The sequence below is a fragment of the Vibrio sp. OPT18 genome, from assembly GCF_015163615.1.
GTDB classification, from domain to species: domain Bacteria; phylum Pseudomonadota; class Gammaproteobacteria; order Enterobacterales; family Vibrionaceae; genus Vibrio; species Vibrio coralliirubri.
Map to the genome: position 1 here is coordinate 33,753 of NZ_JADDYK010000005.1, position 20,094 is coordinate 53,846.

The following is a 20,094-nucleotide window of genomic DNA, read 5'->3' on the forward strand; positions in this document are numbered from 1 at the left end:
TAACGTCAAAAACACCTAGTTCACTCACCTTTACTTCTCACTATCTCAAGCCCCAAATCTCGCAAGGTTTTGGGGCTTTTTGCTATCCAAAAGGAAAAACAATCATGAAAAAACCTTCACTTATCCAACGACTAGTCGCTCATCCGTGGAACATCAGAACCATCATAGCCAAGAGCACCATTGCCTTTGCTGCAATTCTACTCTATACGCAGAAGCTCGACGCATTTTCCATCAGTGGATGGCTAGCCTTTGCGACCCTATTTTCCATCTTAGTGAACTTAATGCCGATCATTATCACTCCAGCACCACGACAAGCTCCATTAATACGAAGCTGTATCTTTTGGGTCGTAGCACTATTTTTGTTCGCTTGGGGATCCGACTACCACCTACTAAACACCGTAACGACGTATTTAGCTTTTGGTCTTTTGGCTATCGGACTCAATATTGATTCGCCTCGATCACCAGCAAATCAATCCGAAGCCGCATAGTAATAACCTTGAATGTACCGATAAAAATAAAGGCGCAGTTTTCACTGCGCCTCTTCAAATCACAACCAACCTCGGCCCTTGAGAAAAGCTAATACAAACATCAAAAGCAACATCATCCAAAGGCCAGCATCCATTACTGAAAATAAATCAACCATCACGAATACCTTACTGATTAAAAAGTAACTAACAATGTAACAAGAGATTAAATCATGAGCAATTCATTATCACAAAACTACCGTTTTAACACTGCAATCAAACACCAAATACATGACCTCGCCAAACGGTTAAAAACCGCAATATCTCCCACATCGCAACGTTCATTTGCAAAAATTTGGGGGGGATCATTTGTCACAATTAACAACTACACAAACGGTAAAAGCACACCAAGCCTCCAAGAGCTCATTAATATTGCAGAGTTAACTGACACGAATTTACTTTGGCTTATTACTGGACAGAATTATACGCAAACACCATGGCTTCAGGCTGAACACTCAATCGTAACCTGTCTTGACGATACCATGTATCCAACTCTGCTCAAGCAAACCCCTGTCATCATTGAATTACACAACTCTGACCATTCGATAACAGATGGGCTCTACTGCTTAGAAAACTCTCTGGGCCAATTTTTCAGGCGCATTCAATGGGATGAAGAAAAACAAGGATTTTGGCTTATTTGCGATAATGCCAAATTTGAAAAACAATTCTGCAATACCCCTATTGTTATAGGAAAAGTTATTAGCACCTTAAAGCCTGTCAGTTAACAACTCATAACATTGTAACGTCCATTAGACATTGCCTGATTGGCATCATTTTTATCTATGAATAAACACGTCACCGTCAACTTGATCTGGGTTGTTTTTTTATATTTCAGCCCCTTGATATTATCCAGCCTCAACGCAAATCCCTATCATCTTACGGCTTCGGTGATCTTAATCGGAGCTTATTGTGTATTTTTGTCATACCGCTTAGAGGCAAAATCAAAAACCAACCAACAGGCCAATAGATTGCGGTTGTGGCTTACAAATGACCACAACGTTAAACAATTAATGACAGGGTGCATCGAAAAACTAAAAAATCGTCTTTACACCATTAGTCCGTTCATTGTGCTCACAGCACTGATCATGACGCTATCCGACCTATTGACCGTCATTGAACTCAGCCACGCCATAAAAACTATCTTCACTTTGACTTGGGGGTTCGTCTTGATTGAAACGTCCATTAATACCTATCGAGCATCATGTAAAAAATAATCTCACCACTCACCACAAAAAAGCCCAAAGGTTTAAACCTCTGGGCTTCTTTTTTATGGAAAAAATCTATGTTATCACTTAGCCCAATTCGCGGCGGCGCATCTGGCGCTAGCAGCTATTACCTCGCAGAAGAGAAAAAACTCAACCTTCCTCATAACCAATTTACTCAATCGCCAGCAGGCGGTTATTACCTCGCTCAATCCAAAGAGCCCGATGCAGGGACGCAATGGTTTGGCAAAATCGCTGAAAAAGAAGGGATCGCCGGAAAACCGATTGATGAATCCAAACTTGAGCGCGTTCTTGCCGGTTACTTAGAAGACGGTAACGTGAAAGCCGCTGGCACCGAACAGCGCCGCATTGGTAACGACCTCACTTTTTCCGCCCCTAAAGGCGCAAGTATTCTAGGTCTGGTATACGGTGACACTCGTATTCTTGAGGCGCACGATCGCGCCGTTAAAACCGTACTTTCAGAAATTGAAAAAGACACGGCGCAATATCGACAAATAGATCCCGCCGATCGCACCGCAACATACCATAACAGCGCTCAACTGCTTTTTGGGGTCGTTCCACACAAAACCAGTCGTGAAGAAGATCCTCAGATCCACTCTCACGCACTGATGGCCAACATGACCTACGACAAGGAGGGCAACCTAAAAAATCTGGCCACATGCACAAAGCAGAACGAGTTTGAAATGAATGGCACCTATGAGCGCATTCTGGCCAACCAAAAATATTATGGCATGCTCTATCACAGCGAAATTGGCCGTGATTATGAAAAAATGGGTTATGCCATCAAATCACTTGGTAATGGCATGATCGATATCGATGGCATTCCTGACGAGGTTATCGAAGGAAACTCCACCCGTCGTCAGCAAATTTTAGAGCACATTGATGATCTTGGTATCGACAGTGCAAAAGCCAAATCCATTGCCGCGCAAGAGACTCGCAAGGCAAAGCAGTATACGCCTGAATCCACGCTGCTCGATGAATGGCAACGTAAAAATGCAGCACTTGACTTTGACGGCCTCGCCTTTGTTGCCGCCTCCATGCAAAACCAGCCAAGTAAAACTTTTGAGCGTGACATCCCTAATAGTGCCGTTACTGCCATTGATAAAGCCCTTTCGCACCTTGGCCGCCACTCAAGCCAGCTCTCTTACGAAAACTTGCTGACCATGGCCGCGCACGAGTTTTCCTATGGAAAACACCACGATATCCGTGATTTGAAATCCCTACTCGATAACAAAATTGAGCAAGGCGACCTAATCCCACTGGGGAAAGAAAGTGATAAGTACCAGGGCGTGATGTACACCACCCAAAGCGCCATTGATAAAGAAAAAGCACTGATAGATAGCACCGATTTTCGTCTACATGGTATTGGGGTTAAGGCCAATGACGAAGCGGTGAACGCCCTTGGTCTTTCATCTCGTCACCAATCAAACGTGCGTGATGTTCTTTCAAGCACCAAACCCATTAACGTTGTGTCATTAACAGGTTCAAGCCAAACCCTCAGTGAAGCCCTTTTGCATGTAGGAACCGAATCAGGTAGACACGTTCGCTTTATCACACCAAATAATCTGGTTAAGCAACAAACCCAAGAGAGTGTTAAGCGCCAGTCGTTTAGCGTGGCGCAATGGGTAAAAAATCAGTTTCGACGTGACCATGTTGAATCACTGCATGGCTTTTTAGCCGGTGAACCCGATAAGCATGGCAAGCAACAACTGCTTGTTGTCGAGCAAGCCCACAAACTCGGTGTCGATGAGGTGCAGTCCTTGGTTGACAGGGCCAAGTCGCAGCAATCCAAATTGGTGTTTTTAACTAATCCGTCCTCACGCCAAGGCTTCAAAGCGGGTCATGCGATGGAGACTCTGCAAAAAGGTGACGTTGGCCAATTTAAGTGGCAAGGCCAAAAAGCCAATGACACTCACGTATTGCTTCATCAAGGATCCAGCAAAGCACAGCGACAGAGCAAAATAGCGGAGCACTATTCAGATCTCTCTCACGCGCAGCGCCGTAATGTGGCGGTACTGACCAGCAACGCTCTCGATACCAAGCAACTCAATCACGCCATTCGAGATTCCCTCGATAAAAGCGGTCAACTCAGTGAAGAGCGCATTGTCATTGAGACGATGAATCCGGTCTTTTTATCCAAAGAGCAGCAAAGTGTGGCCAAGTCCTACCAAAGAGGGATGCGCCTCACCGAGTTCTCAAACAAAAAGCCGGTGCATTATGAAGTGACTCGCGTGAACGCCAATGCCAATACGCTCACCTTAAAAGATGAACGTGGCACCGAAACAAGCATGAACGTGGAGGACAGAGCCTTTAGCGGGCACGGTTTTATGGTCGCTAAACCTGAAAAACTCGAAATCGCCGCAGGGGATAGCTTGATGGTGAATGGATTTATTCCACGTAGCGACTTAAAAAGTGCAGAGCGTATTCAGGTTGAAAAGATGAACTGGCAGGGTGTGCATGTTATCGGCAGTAATGGCAAAAAGCAGGTGCTTAATCATCAAGACTTGCAGGACGCCCCACTCTCTTACGGTTACGCGCAAGCAAGCTCTCGTCATACTGGTAAGGAGTCCTCATTGTGGGTCGATATCCCAAGCTATAGCGGCTCAAAAGAGGTGTTATCAGATTTAGTCGGCAAAGGTTCAACCTCTTTGCATCTCTTTACCGATAATAAAGACAAACTGGAAAACGCACTCTCTAAGTCAGCGCACCAACCCTCAGCCATATCGAGCGTGATGCAAAGCGGTGGCGAGATTGAAAAGTACGTGAATGCACAAACCAGTGACGCACTCTATCACGACGTTCATGTTGCGGTCGGCGCACTGCGTCAATCACTCAATAAAAGCGACATCGATAAGGCGGTGGAGTTCTCTATCGGTCACGTTAGCGAACAAAAAGCAGGGTTTAAGCACAGCGAACTGGTCATGGCGGCCATTCGTTACAGCTTTGAAGAGCAAGGTCAATCCATTACCAAAGAGGAGATACAGGCCAAACTTGACGAGCTAAGCGAGAAAGGAACACTGCTTTCAGCGCAATACAGTGATGGTGTTCGCTGGACGACCAAAGAAGCGATAGAGACAGAGCGCGATATCTTAGCTCGCTTTGAAAACGGCAAAGGCGCAAGAGAAGCCCTAGCGACGCCTAAAGAAGCGGCAACCTATCTTACGCAGCAATCTTGGCTCAGTGACGGTCAAAAGCAAGGGGTGACACTGATTGCCACCACAAACGATACCTTTGTGGGCGTACAAGGTTTTGCAGGGGTAGGTAAATCCACCATGCTAGAGCAAGGCGTCTCGCTTATCCATCATGTACAAAACCTCAAGGGCGATAAACCACTGGATGTGGTGGGCCTAGCCCCAACGCACGCGGCGGTTAATGAGCTCAAGGAAAAAGGGATTGCCGCGCAAACCTCCCAATCGCTATTGCGCGACTTTTTAACCGGTGCTACCGCACCAGAGAAATACCGCAATACCCTTTTCTTACTCGATGAAAGCTCAATGACCTCCAATGCTCAGCTTAAACAGTTTGGCACACTGGTTGAACAAGCTGGCGCACGTGCTGTTCTACTTGGTGATATCTATCAGCTTCAATCCAAAGAGGCTGGAAAACCGTTTGAGCTTGCTTTTAAACGTAAAGCGCTGGATTCGGTTGTGATGAAGGACATCAAACGTCAACAAGACCCAACACTGCTCAGTGCGGTTCACCATGTTATCAACAAATCCGCACACTCCGTGATGTCCAGCTTAAAAGCACAATCTGAACTACCAAGGGAGCAATATCGTAAGGACGCAAAAGAGGAGAACATCAGCAAAACCAACGTGATATCGACGTACAAAGCTGAGCATGGTAATCCAGCATTAGACCGAGAAGCGGCAAAAGCCAGGCTCTACGCACAAGCGGCGGCGGAGTACCTATCACGGACACCAGAGAGTCAAGAGAACACCTTGATGATTGCCTATTCGCACCGTGAACGAGATATGTTGGCCAACGTCATACGCCACGGCTTACAAAAAACAGGGCAACTGAGCAAGCAAGAGCTTCAAGTGACACGACTACGTGGCGTTGGAGCCAGTGCCGAAGAGCTAAAAACCATGCTGCCCTATAAGGCTGGATTAATCGTCCATACTCAAAAGAACGAGTATTTACTGATTAATCAGGTCGATAAAGCCCACGACATGCTCAACGTGACCGACATCGAAACCGGAGAGCAAAAGCAGTTTTTACCCAAACACCATAACCACCAAATGACCACACTTTGGAAGAAGGAGCAAATGCCCCTTGCCAGTGGGGACAAAATCACATGGCGTAAAACCGATGTCGATTTTGGACTCAAAGGCAATACGGATTTAACGGTCGAGCGATTTGAAAACTTTCATATGGTGATGAAAAACGAAGTGGGTAAAGAGGTCAAGGTTGACCTTGCTGACATGAAAAGTACGCACTGGGATTATCGCTACACCCGTACCGCAGACATGGCGCAAGGCTCGACCATGAAGAACGTGATTAACGTCATTAGCTCGGATGCAAAACTGACCAACATCCGACGTGCTTACATCGATATCACCCGCGCCGCCAAACACGCCATGCTCTTTACAGACCATGAAGCGAAAACCATTCACACCTGGGAGAATAACCACGACAACAATGCCTCAGCACTGGAAACCATCGAGAAAACCAAACCCACTCATGAGCGCTACTTCGATGTACAAGGTAGCCCACGTGATAACCCTCAATATCAAGTTGGAGGTATATTCCACTACCCAACCTACGCCAAGGACGTATCACAGCAGCTCACACCCTACACTGAATCACTGGCGACAAAGTTGCTTGGGAAGCCCAATGCCAGCAAATCAGACCGTGATTATTTGGTGTTTGGACAAGGCAAATCCAACCTCAAAGTATCACTGACCGGAGAGCATCGTGGTTACTTTAAAGATTGGACTACGGGCGAAAAAGGCTCACTGCTTAACCTCATTATGGTGACAGAAGGGGTGAGTTACAAAGAAGCAGTGACACTCGCTGATGGGTATTTAAAAGCCCCTGAGAAGGCCGATATCACCCTCAACGAGAAGCACGACACGCTACTTGAAACACTGCCTAAACAGGTCAGTGAACTCAAAGCCAGAGCATTAGAATATTGGGAAACAGGCAAACCAATAGAGGGAACCGCAGCGCAACACTATCTTGAAACGCAAACCAAAGAGCACGTTTCAAATAACAGCAGCCTACGTTTTCATCCAAAGGTTTATTCATCGGAAAGCAAGCAAACTCACCCTGCTTTAATTGCGAAACTGAGCAATCAAAATCAGCAATTGGAAGCCATTGAAATCACCTACTTAAATAACGAAGGAGGCAAAGCCGAACTAGACGTTGATAAGCGTTTAATGGGGAACAAATCCAAACATTACGTTGAGATTAATCAAGGACAAAATACCGATATCAGCGTCATTGCAGTAGGAACTGAAAACGCCGTGAGCTTTTCTAATAACAACCTACATGATGTCGATATCATTGCGGTTAATAACATCCACGACGTGCGAACGCTCGATGCCAGCGCACTGCGCGAGCATATTATCGTTCTTGCTGGTAATAGCACTCAGCATACAAAGAGCTCGTTAATGGATGAAATCAGCAAATATTTATCAGAGCAAGGTCATAGCGTTGAAATAATCAAACAAAACATCATTCAAATTTATGACGACGCCAACAAATCCATTCACCAATATAACCACCAAGAGGGAACAGAAAGTGAACTCATTCAAAACCTTGTCAGTGACATCAATAAAGAGTCAACTGAGCACAGCATTAAGAATGAGCAATCCATTGAGCACGACAAAGACATTAAGGCTGGCAATGACATTTCAGAGAAACACTACATGGACACCATTGCAGAATATGAGCGCACCATTACTCACGCACATCAACCTTCTATTGAGCCGTCACACAGTGACCGTGAAATAGGTGGATTTGAGCGATAATCTAACTACATCAAATAACTCAGCATTGAGCTACAAACCAAAGGGAAGCATTTGCTTCCCTTTTTTTTCGCCTGTCGTTTAGGTTATTTATCCGAACCCTCTTCTTTATTCATAAAGGATTCAAACTTGACTAATCCTTTATGGTTAGCACGCGACACATCTTCCTTCATCATATCAACCATGGTTGAGTTCCACGATTTTCCGTCCTGCCATACATGCGTGTAATTATTCTTCGCCAACTCTTCATTCACACACAACTTTAATAATATCTCTTCCATCAATTCACGATTGGTTCGTGAATCCGCCTCTTCCGATCTTTCCTTGATTAATAAAGCGAACTCTAACAACTCACGTCCAACCTCGGCCATGGTCGATGCCTCGATTTTATTTTTATAGTTTTCCATTCGTTGATGTACCGACTTAGAAATAGGAATGTGAACAACAGGATTACGAGCCATAAAGACCTCAAATTTGGTAAAAACAGGAAAACAACAAGTAGAATAATACTACACACCTCCTCCACACATGTATATTGAAATCTACATAATTCCACTCAACCGACACATGTGTAGAACAAAAATATCAAATCATTGTTTTTGCTTGTCTAATTATGTTACACAAACATGAGACAAAAAACACAAATCGTGTCACGAAATCACCAAGCTACTGATAAATAACACTTATCACGAATTTATACATACTATACACTCGTGTCACACGATTTTTCTCATATTGATTTGGAAATTTTTCAAACTTTCAAAATCCGAATTTCCCTTTACAGACAACCACTTAGTGCTCAACGAAGTTGTGCGTAATGTGTGGTCTTTTCAGAAAGCTATAAATCACGTGATCACTTACGTTTCTTTGTGTCCTGACTTTTCGCCATGATCGGCTTCCTGTCGTGCGACTGCAAAATAAAAAAGGGGATTCACTCGGTTAATTATCGAAATAAAGGCTAGGATTCGCGCTGTATTTCACGCTGAAAGGTTTTATTGTTGAATGAATAGCGAGGACGCATAAGACAATCAAATCGGTCACAATGCGAATTAAGCGCATTATATTTGAAGTTTGCGAGATACAAAAAAAGCCAGCTTTATGCTGACTTTTGATTGACAATTAACAAATCATTAGTATTCAATTGGAAATAATACTGTGGTCACACTACGATCCCACTCGGTGATGATCCAAATCTTTTCGCCGCAAAGTTTATAACTCGACATTACGCGCCCTTCTTCCCGTGTGGCTTCATCATTCGATATTTTATCTTCGATTAGCACTGTTCCCCAATCACCGTTTTGGTGTCTCTGTAACAAGATCAATAAACTCAAATTAGCCCCTCGATTTTCGTCGATCAAACTAGAAACACTTTGCGTCATTACCGTTTGACCTAGTGAAAATGGAATAGCGGTGCAAATGTAATTTTCCTCTGTTATTTGCTCATTGTTTAGGGTAGCATTTGAATCGTTCATTTTATTTCCTTTCTGGTTAATAATTTGGCACTGCCTAGATATTTGCTGGATACAAATATCTAGGCGTTTTTATTGGTGATTAATAAACATCTTCGGCCTTGCAAATATGGCTATACACAGGATAAACATCATCGTATGTGTAGCCGTACTTACTGAGCTTTTCGACACAATCCATAATGTCGTTCGTGTAAAAACATTCATGGTTGAATAGTTCACGCCTAATAATGGCTTCCTTGCCGTTCTCTTCGATATCTTGCGTTATTGCCTCCTTTGTAATTGCGTCTAATTTTTCAACAATCATTTTTGCGTTCTCTTCTGGTGCAATAAACCCAAAACCAAGCGATACATAATTAACGCCCTCTTTTTTCTGCTGATCAAATTGCTCATTAGAAAAGGCAAAAAATGCGCCCATTTCATTAAACAGTGCCGTTTGTTTTTCTTGGGTGTAATCGTTTAGATATTTCATTGTTATTTTCCTTCGGTATAAATTAATTAACGGCGATGTAAATTAATACAATCGTGTTCAGTGCAAACGTAATTCAAAGGATCGAACATAATATGGCGAACAGGGTTAGATTTTCTCTGCAACCCGTGAATTTCTCTTAATCGGTCTAGAATTTTCAGATCACGTTGACGCTTGCGCTGAACCAAAGAGGAATCATTTTTTGGTGAGCTTTCGAGGTCCAGCGTCGAGACGCTGGTTACTGAATTCAAATTAGTGCGAGTTAAGGTTGAGGTTTGTTGCGCCATTTGGGGTTTTCCTTTCTGTTTGAGTATCACTTTTCGGAGCCGCTTAGCTGTCCGAGCTCGCAACACAACTGGCTTTGACAAGGGGCTAGCAGCCCTTAGCAACTTGTTGCTTTAGGGATGCAGCGTGTACTTCCCTTGCAAAGCTGGTTTTGTTGAGAGACGGTTAAACAGCTTGCGAGCCCGAAAATTGATACGAGTGGAAAGGAAAATCCGGCGCATAAAAACCGCAGCCTTTAGTCGCACTTAATTGAAGGCAGTAAGGGTTTTGTGAGCGCTTCGCAGAAGAGCGAATGCTCTAACGTAGCGCGCCGCTTCAGGCGCATAGCGAAGTGCGTTAAGGATTGCAGCGATATCCTTTCAGATAGGGGCTTTAGAGCGTCACGCCCAGGGAAGGCACGAACGTGACTTAATTGGGCAATGACACTCTTAGCCCATAGCTGGAAGATACAAGCGAAAAGCCCTGCCCGTAGGGTAACGCCCAAAGCAAAAAGCCCTTCATGTGGAAAGATTGGGGGAAATTCAGCGAGAAACTACGACCACCTGAGAGCAGCAGTGGATCACTTTTAAATGAACGAATTTAGAGAAAATGATAAAAAAAGAGATCGACAGAGCATCCAACACTGGTGCAAAGTGCATTTCTAGAACAGTGAAAAAGCCATCGAATCAAACCAGGTTAATTAGGCGAAATCATTTCGATAACTATTATTATCTATAACATTGACATTTCATTTACTACCCCCATATCGGTAATTCATCCGAAATAAGGAAAAACAACTGTGTCAGATTTAGCAAGCACCCTTTTAAATCTCCGCTCTCTTCGCGCCTTTTCTCGTGACCTAACTCTTGAACAACTTCAAGACGCTTTAGCAAAATTAACCAAAGTGATTGATGAGCGCCAAACCGAAGAAATCGAGCTTATGGCCGAACGTGAAGAAAAAGAAGCCAAGCTCAAAGAAATTACCGATACATTGAAGCGAGATGGAATTGATATAAACGACTTAATGACAGCTCTTTCTAATCAACCAGCAAAAAAAGCCAAACGCGCCCCACGTCCTGCAAAATACCGTTACACTGACGAGAACGGCAAAGAGAAAACGTGGACAGGCCAAGGCCGTACCCCGTCAGCTCTCGCAGACAAAAATCTTGACGACTTCTTGATCTAAAAAAAGAATCCAGCGCTAAGCTGGATTCTTTTTATCCAAAAAACTTAGCCCATGCCTTCTGCCCATCAGCATCAGGGATTCTATTCACTTCTACGACGCGACCATCTAAAACCAACAACAACCGCCACGCTGGATAAGGAATTTCATTCTCTCCAGACTTCCAACGATTTAATGTTCGTGTCGGGTTAGATTTACTTCTTAACCCCAACTGCTTTGACACGACCCCTAAGGAATGAATATCAGCCAAGTGATCAATCACTTCTGTGATCTCTTCTGGGGTTGGATCTCGATATAAGGGATCATCAATTGAACGATAGCTATCAGGGCGATCAATGTGGTGATTCATAAAATGAACTAACGCACAATGCCTCGACGCCAAATCCAACTCATAATCAAAATGCTCTCGGATTTTTTCTTGCTTTTCTTTTGGCAAATCAAAAAGCGTTGGGTTAATTCTCATTATTTATCACCTTATCAAAGTTAATCTAAAACGGGGCATCCTTGCCCCTCTTTGATTGGTTATCCAATGCTATTAAGCCAATCAACCGTAAATTTCCCTGCGGCTGGCCTTGTCATTAAAATCATCCTAATAAGTAATTCAGGATCACAGTTAGGGTCGATAACAACACAACCAATTAATTCAGGGTGATACTTTCGAGATACTGAACCATTTTCAGTTAACCAGAAAGCCGCATTAGGGCAATTGCCTTCAACAAAAAGAAAACCTTTCATTGAACTTCTCCATATATGATCAAACCCACTGTCTGACCTTACCGTTATTATACCTTAATCACCCCCAAAGAAACACCAAAAAGGCAGTAAATAACCGCAATTACTGCCATAAAAACCAGTAGGTACATTTATCGCTACGCGATAAATACTAGAACGCGCTCACGCAGTGAGTAAGAAGCTGACAACCAACAAATACAAATTCAAACCAATATCACGGTAATACCAGCATCAAAAAACACACTTCATCCTGCTAAGATATGATTACGCTTAACATTCAACGATACTCGATGCAATTTGCATCATTCCACTTTATGGCCAGCGATTACTAATGGTTATAGTCGGATGACAAGGAAAGAATCAGCGCACAACTCGAACTTATCCATCATATCAACATGAGGACAACTGGAAACCTTTAGGGCTATTTCCAGCCGATTGTTGGTATGTGGGTTAGTTCGATTGAGCCTTTAGGTTCATTTGGGGGCGAGGCGAAGAATGAGCCTCGCTCGCAAAAAAACCAGCCCGTAGGCTGGTATCAAATTAACCGATAAGATATTGATGGGCTTTACTTGCAAGGCTTGCAGCCTTAAAAATAAATTTCTTGTCACTATTGAGCTTTTCTAACCACCCTGCAATATAACTTTCATGCTGAACATCACCCACTATCCCCAAATCCGCACAACAAAACGCCGCGCCTAACTCGGCGACTAATTCCTCGAACGCATAATCTTTTGAACCGAAACTATTTTTCAAATCACGATCTAAACGGCTCTTGTGGCCTGTTGCGTGTACCAGTTCATGCCATGCCGTTGCATAGTAATCCGTCGATGTTTTAAAGCGATCAACCAAAGGAAGCGTAACTTGATCATGAGTCGGTGAGTAGAAAGCACGAACGCCGCAATGGTTAATCGTGATATTCGTTTTAGCGATAGCTGCTTCTACGTGGTCTAGCGCTATAAATTCATTTTTTACGCGCTTTTCACTTACGCTAACGGCTGGCTTTTCGATATTCTCAATTTGATCTAGGTTAAACACCACAAACGTTTTTAACATCGGGATAAATTCTTTTTCGCCGTTCTCGTCCTCTTTTTCCCAAGTTTTATAGTAAATAATTGCCGTCCCCTTCTGCCCTTTGATCACGTTACCGCCTAATTCTGCCGCTTGTTTGAAAGTCAACCAGTAAGGACTTGAAAAACCTTTCTCGACCGTTTCAGACCAAAGCAAAAGGATGTTAACGCCAGAATATGCTGCTTTAGATTTAAAGTTCATAGGAAGCATTGAGCATTCGTTTGTTCTATCCCAAGGACACGCCCACGGTTTAACGCCATTTTTAAGGGCTGCAATCACGCGATCTGTCACGATTTGGTACATATCTTTTGCCACTTTCATCACTGGGCGTTTTTTTGCGTTCTTACCTGTTTTGGCAATTTTGCGTTTTTTTTCCATTTCATTTTTGGAGGAGTCCTTCGACTCCAAGTTCGAGAACTTGGTCGCTTGCTGCTGATTAGTGATTGTTGAGTGGATTGCAGTTGAGTGAGTCATGGCAGTGTTTCCTATTTAGTGTGTTTTCATCTTCGGTATCGCCTGACTGTCCGGCCTCCTGTCATGGTTCTATCTTGCAAGGGCGCGAAGCGTTCATTTACCCTTGCGAGATAGGTTCTGATAGGAGACGGTTAACAGGAAGACGCGAGAACGGTGATGAATAACGCACATAGGAAACACAATGACTCACGAGACAGCGAGCCGCGATTACAAGCACTTATCAGGAGAAAGTGAAATTCTTTGTTGATGTTCCGCAGGAACGGAAATGCTTTAGCGAAGCGCGCCGCTTCAGGCGCATAGCGTAGTTGCGTTTGCGTTTGCGTTGGGTGATTGTTCGCAGGAAGTTAACGTCACATCGAGTTTACTCGATACAGTGACGTAACTTATCGCGGGAGGAGCGAAGCGACGGAATGAACCGAGCGTAGCGAGAACGTCAAAAAAAGAGGAGAAAGCCCAAACAAAAAGGTCGCTTAAACGTATATATACGAATAAGGTTTAATTATATTTAACCTTTCCAATAGAGTGTGCAGTAATAGCAAGAGAGAGGTACATAATGATGATAGAAGCCGCGCCCCAAGTAGTAGAATAACGACCAATCGCTAACCCAACCATGATCGAGACAAGTACCATGATTAAAACTGTCAATTTGGAGCGCTGAGAAAAAAGCATATAGCATCCACCGTTAGCTCAAGATTGTTTACATCGAGTATTTAGAATGTGGTTCACGTTACCCTGTATCTTCTGGATACGCTGAGCGGCTTTGCATTCCCACGCACTAACAGGAAATTGTTTGTCCCATGCGTTCATAAGTTGGCGCTGCTGGTTACTGATTTTGTAGCGACTATACGTATGATCCATATAAAGGTAGGTACGAGCGATACGACCGCGCGAACTGATAGGCGGCTCTACTTTACGATTATCGATTTTCACCGCACAAGAACCAAAGTCAGAGCGTTCGTTAGGAAGCATCGCAAAGTTATAGTTACTGCGCATCGCATTAACTGAGCCAATCGCAGGGAACAAGTTATAGAGGTCAGATTGCATCAATCGGTACTCTCTATTGGCTTTACTGGCGCAGTTGCGGCCTTTAAAGGCTTTGCCTTTACTGTTGACGCACTGGCTATCACCCTCGCGCCATTCAGAGAAGGTACGACCAAAGTTTTCAGCGGGTACGACATGTTCCCACTCGACACGTTTTGAACGTTTCACGTGCTTATCGGTTTTAAACCCAACGGGTAGAGTTATGTTTTTCTTGGCATCGAAACGGGCGGCACAATACAAGGTTTCACGGTTATCGAAATAGACTTTTTGCTCAAGCAGTCGCTTGGCCTTGCTGAAAGATTCGATCGATTCATTACCACCGGCAACGGCATAAAGAGGCAACAATAAAACGGTAATAGCAAAAGCTCTTTTCACAAAAATTCCCCTCTTATTCGCCGCATGAGTCTACAGACGCACACAGCTTAATTAGTAACACTTGCATATTGTTTTGACTGCTTACGTCCTTGTCTTTAAACACTCTATCTAGACGCTCTGATGACGAAACTAAACTAGTCATATCTTGATTAGGTAAAAGCGACCATACCAACCCAACGCCTAACATGAGTAAAATGAGAGCTGTTTTCATAGATCGTCTATTCCCCTTAATTAAAAACTGGATCAGAAATTTGAATAAGGACTTTTCCTTCGCTTTCAAACACACTTTGCACTTCTTGGAAATTCCAATCATCACCAGAAGTTAAATCCGCATCAAAAGGAACAGTGGCATCAATACTTTCAAGACGCTCTAATAGCCCTTTAACATTAGAGTATACCCCTTCCTCTTTTGCTTCTTGCAGGAAGGTTCTTGGCGGTTCATGGTAGACATTACCAACAGGTAGTACACCATATTCTTTATGTTGAATCTTGACTTGTAATGTTGGTGATGCCTTTCTTAGCAATTCCAAAATCTGACTTGTTTTCATGCGAAAATTTTCCCTTAGCAACGTGTTAGTGTTCTATCGTGATACTTCATTGTTGCCGCACCAATAGACAATGTGCTGACAGCAAAGAAAGCAAACCAACGATAATTTAGATATTTGGTTACGGCTGATAATGCATCGGTTGGTACTGGTGCTGTCCACGCAACAATGAAGCTGATTACGCTACCCAACATAAGAGCAACGGTAATAATTATTCCTGCTTTAATTTTCCAATCAAAGAACTCAAAAAACATGATGTCTTTTTATCCCTTTTGTTCGTTGTCTTTGTTTGGTAGGCCATTCACAGCGTCTAAGTCACGCTGTTCACCCGCCTTTGCTATCCGTGATAACTGGCGTTCGGACTTACCCCAACGTTTTGCGATTTCTTCAAACTTCCAACCTTTAGCGTTTGCTATAAGCTGAAACTCTGTAATATTTCTACCTGTCATATGTGTCTAGTATATTCCAATTTAATTACCTGTCAAATATGTCTAGCTCACTAATCGCCAGTATTTCGACTCTCAGGAGCTAACAACGATTCAAAACGTTCTAAGTTTTTGATATTACACTCTTGATTGAATTTTTCTTCAAACCCTAACACTGTAATAAGCTCTCGTTTAGAAGTAGATAGTAAGTAAATAGCGTCCGTGTGCTCATTGAACATTTTTAGAAGAAACTCAATAGCATCAACTCGGTTTCGAGTGGATCTACCTTTCCATGCTGGCTCATGATGGAATAAACGATTCCTGAACTTATTTAATGCTCCCATTTTCTGAAATAATGTATTGAGTTTAACTCTCTTCTCTCTAGCGTTCGGGAAACACTTATCCAACTGTGTTTGCCATAGGTTATGATCTCTGTTGCGAGGGTTGTTGTAGTCTCGGTGTAACATGTGAACCCAAAATCCAAACGGTAATCGAGAAACAAGATCGTTACTGGTATATCGAGCGCCTACATCCTTTAAACACTGCTGTTCTGCAAAATCGACTTGTTTTCGAGACTCTTGACTTAGAGGAATTCGCTTATACCATTCATCATCTTCAAAGCATTCTGTTGCTGATTTATGGATTGAATTTCTCAACGTCACTTCAAGTAGCTGAACTACTGAGAAAAACTGAGACATTATACTTTGCATCGCCATATAAACGGCTATCAACTCACTATCAGATTTACAGTCGAGCACCTGACGATAGGTCTCTAGTTTTTCTGTAGAAAGTCCTTGCTTGATCTCTTCCAAATCCAAATTATTTGCCCTCTGTATCAAGGTTGTGTATTATTATAAACAACTGAGGTTAATCCTCTTGTTGTGATAGCCCTGTCCTCTTCCGCTGGAAACAGTATTGACAACAGGTAGCGAGTTTAAGAGCCACCCTTTCGAGGGTGGCTCACTTGTTTGTAGCTAATAAAAGCACACTACATACACCCGTCATATATGTCTAGCATATTTTAAAAAGCCATATCTGCAATTGCTAGCATACTCACAGTATCTGTCTCTATAAGTCTTAACGTGGTTTCAAGGCTCTTATTTCCAAGCATCAAATGGATAGTCGGAACGTCTACTCCATGACGTTTAAGCCTTACAGCAAACGTGCGTCTACCGCTTAGAATACTAGGCTGATCAATACCAGAATCAGCCAACAATCGTTTGATGTGATTATTTAAAGCATTACAGTGGTAAGTCGTATTACCTTTCTCTGTGGTTCTATGCTTGATTTTAAAATGGTCGCCATTCCTACGCTTAAAGAATGGTTCATCAGCATCAAAAGCATTGTATTGATCGGGGTGATCACCATCTTTTAGCCGTTGCTCAATGTAGTTCTTGATAAGATTCTGTAGCTTAATGTTGGACAGATAAAAATCTCGATTCACATCGCCTTTAATCGCAAAGCATTTTGTTAGGTGTCCGTTCTTCTTAACAATGTCTCGAACTTGGATGCGACATACCTCTAGTGTTGTCATTCCACTACCCAAGAAAAATCCCATTAGACACGCATTAAGCTCTGGCTCTGGTGTCTGTGTAATGACTTTAAAGATCCAAGTTTTGTCTTTGTCCTCGATGAGCGTTGGTAGTGCCATGTGTGCATTTTCCTGTTTTGCATGAATAAACACACACGCTAACAGTGACAAGTTTAGAAATCAGTGATCTAAGGATTGGAATTACTGGCTTTAGGGGAAAACGAGCGCACCAAGGCGGTGCGCTAGAGAGGAAGGGCGTTAGAGTTCAAAGGTCACTTGTGATAACCCCAATTTCTTTGCTTCTTTAAGTAGTGCGTCAGAGCGTTTATACAGCTTGGGTTTGTCGCTCAGGTAAGTCGAAACTACCCATTGAGTCTGATCATCTGATACATGCAACAAGTGACCTTGTAGTAAATCCCCATTAAAAGGTTTAGCTACTGCCGTTAACGATTTAGCTTTGTCTTGCGTAAGTTCAGTTAAGCTCGATACATTGATCAGTTCGATTGCATTACTCATGGTTACAGCTCCTTTTTGTTGATCAGGCCGTGACGATGAAGAACTTCTTCAATGAGTTCAATTTGGCGAGTGCTCTCTTTGTGATAAGCGTTTACTTGTCTTTGATAATCAACTTCGGAACTCTTATGTAAATCTAACTTACGAGCAACAGCGTAGAGCATAAACATCACGAGAAAGAAGACCGAAAAGAAAGAAAGGAAGTCATTTTTTGCAGCTACCACCTCATTAACAGGGGCATCTATCATCGCTTGCAATGTTGGCGCATCTAACACCATCAATAACAAACCTAAAAGAGCCACAAAGCAAAGACAAAACCCGCTCACAAACTGAGGGATTAACCCTACAAGACCTTTTACTGCATTTGAAAGGTCAGACAAGATGAATTGATTTTTGCGATCTTCTAAATCAGCTTTTTGTTCTGATGCCAGCTCATCGAGAATTTGCGTTCCTTTTTTTGTCAGCATATAACTCTCCAAAATAGTAATTGTGTGAAAATGCATTTTTGCATAAGTGCAAATATACACAAAGCCAATTTTTAAGCAAGATATTTAAGCTTATGAGAAAAAGAGGGAAAAACGGATAAAGCACAAGATGTGGTTAACCGGTTCGTGCAAAAGCCACTAGATGTAGTGGTGGTAAATTTTTGCTTAACCGTTGGTAAGTTTTGCCAAAAGTTTACCAATGCTCAACACAACAACCACCTTCATGAATAGTTTAATGAGTCCTTGTTTACGTATGGTTCATGCTGGCTGCTATATGCTTGCATGTAGGGTCAGTATGAAGCCGACAGAGCGAAGCGGCGTCAGTATCACTAATATAGAGAAAACTGATCATTTTGAGGATTAAGATAAAAAAACTAGGCGAAACAAAATCGACTTACAAATCATTAACATTTGGTGAAATTATGTAATTAACTTTCAGAATGCTTTTAGGGGGTAAAGTGAAAGAAGAGGGTAGGTTTTTATCTCTTTTCTCGATTTTGCAAGTGAAGCTTGCAAAAGTTGTACTAAAGTAGCCTATTTAACATATTGTACATAATCATCACCCAAGAAATTTCGCACGGTAAAATATTATTACTCACATCCCTCCAGGAAATTCTTGATCGCATTGCGGCTTATGAAGGCGGCAATAATTGGTTGCTGACTGGGCGTGAACCATTTTTGTTCTATCATGCTAGCCAGCTTCTCTAACTCTGCGTTAGTAGGGCTTTGGTTAAGGGTGTGAGTGATGCTACAATTCATTTGCATCTTGATTCTCCAATGGGTTGATTTGCCCCTCTCGATAGGTTTGGCGATCGCATCGAGAGGGTTACTCAATTACTCAATTACTCAATTACTCAATTACTCTTCATATAATCTGCCAACGCTAGCTTAACTATATCTGTTATTGATTTATCTTTTTCATTTGCAAAATTCTTAACTTGCAGATAAAAACTTTTAGGTAAATCAGCATTCAATCTCTTTACCGATTCTTTTTCTAAAACTTTTTTTACGTCATCAATTTTAGGATGTTGATGCCCTTCTCCTATTTTTTTTACTTTTAGCATTTTATTCAAAACCTCTGATAATCTGTTTTGCCATATGCTTGATTTCAAATGAAGCTGCACTATCTGGTTCCACATCCAAAGCAGTGATACCGTCAGACAATGCTCTAGCAAATATTGTTCTATCGTAAATATTGCCATCTAATAAAGGCAAATCATAATCAGCCACAACTTTACGCACTTCTCTTGCCAAGTTTGTTCCTTTCTTAGCTCTTGATATTTGAAAAGCAGCAGTAGGTATACCATCGGTTATAATCTGTCGTTGCTTAATCTGACTTACCAAGCTTTCACACGCCCACAAGTCTAAAGGCGAAGGTTGTATAGGAATAATAACTAAATCAGATGCACTGACTGCATGGGCTGCCATTTCTTCTAATTTTGCAGCACCATCGATAACAATCCATTCGTACCCATTAGCCAATTGATTTATTGTACTTTTTAAAGCTCCAGCCCTATCTACCCCAACAATAGGGAATGAATTGCCGCCACCTTGCTCAGCCCAATCTCTTGCAGACCCTTGAGGATCTGAATCAACTAATAGAACACTTCCGTACTCTTTTAAAGCTCTTGCTAAATGTAATGCTATAGTGGTCTTACCCGCTCCACCCTTCGGATTTAAAATCGCAATAATATTTGCCATACGCCCTCAATTACTCAATTACTCAATTACTCAATTACTCAATTACTCAATTACTCAATTACTCAATTACTCAATTACTCAATTACTATACTCACTCAAAAAT

Annotated in this window: 20 protein-coding genes; 4 read left to right on the forward strand and 16 right to left on the reverse strand. The window is 42.5% G+C overall.

Annotated features, from left to right (window positions below; translation table 11 throughout):
* Window positions 1-104 precede the first annotated feature (104 nt).
* From IQQ51_RS00395 to traI, 3 genes are all read left to right on the forward strand, one after another.
* Entirely contained in the window at window positions 105-488 is a 384-nt protein-coding gene (locus IQQ51_RS00395) for a hypothetical protein (RefSeq protein ID WP_193840055.1), read from the forward strand.
* 209 nt (window positions 489-697) lie between these two features.
* Window positions 698-1,249: a helix-turn-helix domain-containing protein gene (locus tag IQQ51_RS00400; RefSeq protein ID WP_228012624.1), complete on the forward strand. Its 552-nt coding sequence runs from the start codon at window positions 698-700 to the stop codon at window positions 1,247-1,249.
* 557 nt (window positions 1,250-1,806) lie between these two features.
* Window positions 1,807-7,722 (forward strand): conjugative transfer relaxase/helicase TraI, encoded by a 5,916-nt coding sequence (gene traI / locus IQQ51_RS00405; RefSeq protein ID WP_193840056.1) that lies wholly within the window; start codon window positions 1,807-1,809, stop codon window positions 7,720-7,722.
* An 83-nt stretch (window positions 7,723-7,805) separates the two neighbouring features.
* Here traI and IQQ51_RS00410 read toward each other — a convergent pair whose 3' ends face one another.
* The 3 genes from IQQ51_RS00410 to IQQ51_RS00420 form a co-directional block, all read right to left on the reverse strand.
* Entirely contained in the window at window positions 7,806-8,180 is a 375-nt protein-coding gene (locus IQQ51_RS00410) for a hypothetical protein (protein ID WP_193840057.1), read from the reverse strand.
* A 669-nt stretch (window positions 8,181-8,849) separates the two neighbouring features.
* Window positions 8,850-9,191, reverse strand: coding sequence for a type I restriction endonuclease subunit M (locus tag IQQ51_RS00415; RefSeq protein WP_193840058.1), 342 nt, complete (start codon window positions 9,189-9,191; stop codon window positions 8,850-8,852).
* 79 nt (window positions 9,192-9,270) lie between these two features.
* Window positions 9,271-9,657 carry a hypothetical protein gene (locus tag IQQ51_RS00420; protein ID WP_193840059.1) on the reverse strand — a complete coding sequence of 129 codons (387 nt, stop codon included), beginning with the start codon at window positions 9,655-9,657 and terminating at the stop codon, window positions 9,271-9,273.
* Between the two features lie 1,060 nt (window positions 9,658-10,717).
* On the opposite strand from IQQ51_RS00420, the gene IQQ51_RS00425 reads away from it, so the two are divergent.
* Complete coding sequence (locus IQQ51_RS00425; protein ID WP_193840060.1) at window positions 10,718-11,104, forward strand: H-NS family nucleoid-associated regulatory protein; 387 nt, start codon at window positions 10,718-10,720, stop codon at window positions 11,102-11,104.
* Between the two features lie 31 nt (window positions 11,105-11,135).
* On the opposite strand, the gene IQQ51_RS00430 is transcribed toward IQQ51_RS00425, so the two are convergent.
* The 13 genes from IQQ51_RS00430 to parA all read right to left on the reverse strand — a co-directional run bounded on the left by IQQ51_RS00430 (window position 11,136) and on the right by parA (window position 19,991).
* A complete protein-coding gene (locus IQQ51_RS00430) occupies window positions 11,136-11,564 on the reverse strand; it encodes a hypothetical protein (protein ID WP_193840061.1) in 429 nt (142 codons plus the stop codon).
* A gap of 59 nt (window positions 11,565-11,623) precedes the next feature.
* Window positions 11,624-11,836 carry a hypothetical protein gene (locus tag IQQ51_RS00435; RefSeq protein ID WP_193840062.1) on the reverse strand — a complete coding sequence of 71 codons (213 nt, stop codon included), beginning with the start codon at window positions 11,834-11,836 and terminating at the stop codon, window positions 11,624-11,626.
* Window positions 11,837-12,373: 537 nt separating this feature from the next.
* Window positions 12,374-13,375, reverse strand: coding sequence for an ArdC family protein (locus IQQ51_RS00440; RefSeq protein ID WP_193840063.1), 1,002 nt, complete (start codon window positions 13,373-13,375; stop codon window positions 12,374-12,376).
* A gap of 687 nt (window positions 13,376-14,062) precedes the next feature.
* Window positions 14,063-14,791 carry an endonuclease gene (locus tag IQQ51_RS00445; protein ID WP_322632730.1) on the reverse strand — a complete coding sequence of 243 codons (729 nt, stop codon included), beginning with the start codon at window positions 14,789-14,791 and terminating at the stop codon, window positions 14,063-14,065.
* A gap of 227 nt (window positions 14,792-15,018) precedes the next feature.
* Entirely contained in the window at window positions 15,019-15,339 is a 321-nt protein-coding gene (locus IQQ51_RS00450) for a hypothetical protein (RefSeq protein WP_102258074.1), read from the reverse strand.
* A 14-nt stretch (window positions 15,340-15,353) separates the two neighbouring features.
* Complete coding sequence (locus IQQ51_RS00455) at window positions 15,354-15,590, reverse strand: hypothetical protein (RefSeq protein ID WP_102258075.1); 237 nt, start codon at window positions 15,588-15,590, stop codon at window positions 15,354-15,356.
* A gap of 9 nt (window positions 15,591-15,599) precedes the next feature.
* On the reverse strand, window positions 15,600-15,785 hold the full coding sequence (locus IQQ51_RS00460; protein ID WP_017086662.1) for a hypothetical protein: 186 nt from the start codon (window positions 15,783-15,785) through the stop codon (window positions 15,600-15,602).
* Window positions 15,786-15,835: 50 nt separating this feature from the next.
* Window positions 15,836-16,579, reverse strand: a complete 744-nt coding sequence (locus IQQ51_RS00465) for a hypothetical protein (RefSeq protein ID WP_102258076.1) — start codon at window positions 16,577-16,579, stop codon at window positions 15,836-15,838.
* 203 nt (window positions 16,580-16,782) lie between these two features.
* Window positions 16,783-17,412, reverse strand: a complete 630-nt coding sequence (locus IQQ51_RS00470; RefSeq protein WP_017086664.1) for a site-specific integrase — start codon at window positions 17,410-17,412, stop codon at window positions 16,783-16,785.
* Between the two features lie 138 nt (window positions 17,413-17,550).
* Complete coding sequence (locus IQQ51_RS00475) at window positions 17,551-17,808, reverse strand: hypothetical protein (RefSeq protein WP_122053617.1); 258 nt, start codon at window positions 17,806-17,808, stop codon at window positions 17,551-17,553.
* A gap of 2 nt (window positions 17,809-17,810) precedes the next feature.
* Window positions 17,811-18,272, reverse strand: a complete 462-nt coding sequence (locus IQQ51_RS00480; protein WP_193840064.1) for a hypothetical protein — start codon at window positions 18,270-18,272, stop codon at window positions 17,811-17,813.
* 872 nt (window positions 18,273-19,144) lie between these two features.
* Complete coding sequence (locus IQQ51_RS00485) at window positions 19,145-19,354, reverse strand: hypothetical protein (RefSeq protein ID WP_193840065.1); 210 nt, start codon at window positions 19,352-19,354, stop codon at window positions 19,145-19,147.
* 1 nt (window position 19,355) lies between these two features.
* On the reverse strand, window positions 19,356-19,991 hold the full coding sequence (gene parA / locus IQQ51_RS00490; RefSeq protein ID WP_193840066.1) for a ParA family partition ATPase: 636 nt from the start codon (window positions 19,989-19,991) through the stop codon (window positions 19,356-19,358).
* Window positions 19,992-20,094: the final 103 nt, after the last annotated feature.

Excerpts from the sequence above, each read along its gene's own strand:
- IQQ51_RS00415 (WP_193840058.1), bottom strand. The coding sequence starts at position 9,191 with ATGAACGATTCAAATGCTACCCTAAACAATGAGCAAATAACAGAGGAA.
- IQQ51_RS00475 (WP_122053617.1), bottom strand. The coding sequence starts at position 17,808 with ATGAGTAATGCAATCGAACTGATCAATGTATCGAGCTTAACTGAACTT.
- IQQ51_RS00470 (WP_017086664.1), bottom strand. The coding sequence starts at position 17,412 with ATGGCACTACCAACGCTCATCGAGGACAAAGACAAAACTTGGATCTTT.
- IQQ51_RS00480 (WP_193840064.1), bottom strand. The coding sequence starts at position 18,272 with ATGCTGACAAAAAAAGGAACGCAAATTCTCGATGAGCTGGCATCAGAA.
- IQQ51_RS00400 (WP_228012624.1), top strand. The coding sequence starts at position 698 with ATGAGCAATTCATTATCACAAAACTACCGTTTTAACACTGCAATCAAA.
- IQQ51_RS00460 (WP_017086662.1), bottom strand. The coding sequence starts at position 15,785 with ATGACAGGTAGAAATATTACAGAGTTTCAGCTTATAGCAAACGCTAAA.
- IQQ51_RS00430 (WP_193840061.1), bottom strand. The coding sequence starts at position 11,564 with ATGAGAATTAACCCAACGCTTTTTGATTTGCCAAAAGAAAAGCAAGAA.
- IQQ51_RS00450 (WP_102258074.1), bottom strand. The coding sequence starts at position 15,339 with ATGAAAACAAGTCAGATTTTGGAATTGCTAAGAAAGGCATCACCAACA.
- IQQ51_RS00395 (WP_193840055.1), top strand. The coding sequence starts at position 105 with ATGAAAAAACCTTCACTTATCCAACGACTAGTCGCTCATCCGTGGAAC.
- IQQ51_RS00435 (WP_193840062.1), bottom strand. The coding sequence starts at position 11,836 with ATGAAAGGTTTTCTTTTTGTTGAAGGCAATTGCCCTAATGCGGCTTTC.
- IQQ51_RS00440 (WP_193840063.1), bottom strand. The coding sequence starts at position 13,375 with ATGACTCACTCAACTGCAATCCACTCAACAATCACTAATCAGCAGCAA.
- IQQ51_RS00455 (WP_102258075.1), bottom strand. The coding sequence starts at position 15,590 with ATGTTTTTTGAGTTCTTTGATTGGAAAATTAAAGCAGGAATAATTATT.
- IQQ51_RS00410 (WP_193840057.1), bottom strand. The coding sequence starts at position 8,180 with ATGGCTCGTAATCCTGTTGTTCACATTCCTATTTCTAAGTCGGTACAT.
- traI (WP_193840056.1), top strand. The coding sequence starts at position 1,807 with ATGTTATCACTTAGCCCAATTCGCGGCGGCGCATCTGGCGCTAGCAGC.
- parA (WP_193840066.1), bottom strand. The coding sequence starts at position 19,991 with ATGGCAAATATTATTGCGATTTTAAATCCGAAGGGTGGAGCGGGTAAG.
- IQQ51_RS00485 (WP_193840065.1), bottom strand. The coding sequence starts at position 19,354 with ATGCTAAAAGTAAAAAAAATAGGAGAAGGGCATCAACATCCTAAAATT.
- IQQ51_RS00420 (WP_193840059.1), bottom strand. The coding sequence starts at position 9,657 with ATGAAATATCTAAACGATTACACCCAAGAAAAACAAACGGCACTGTTT.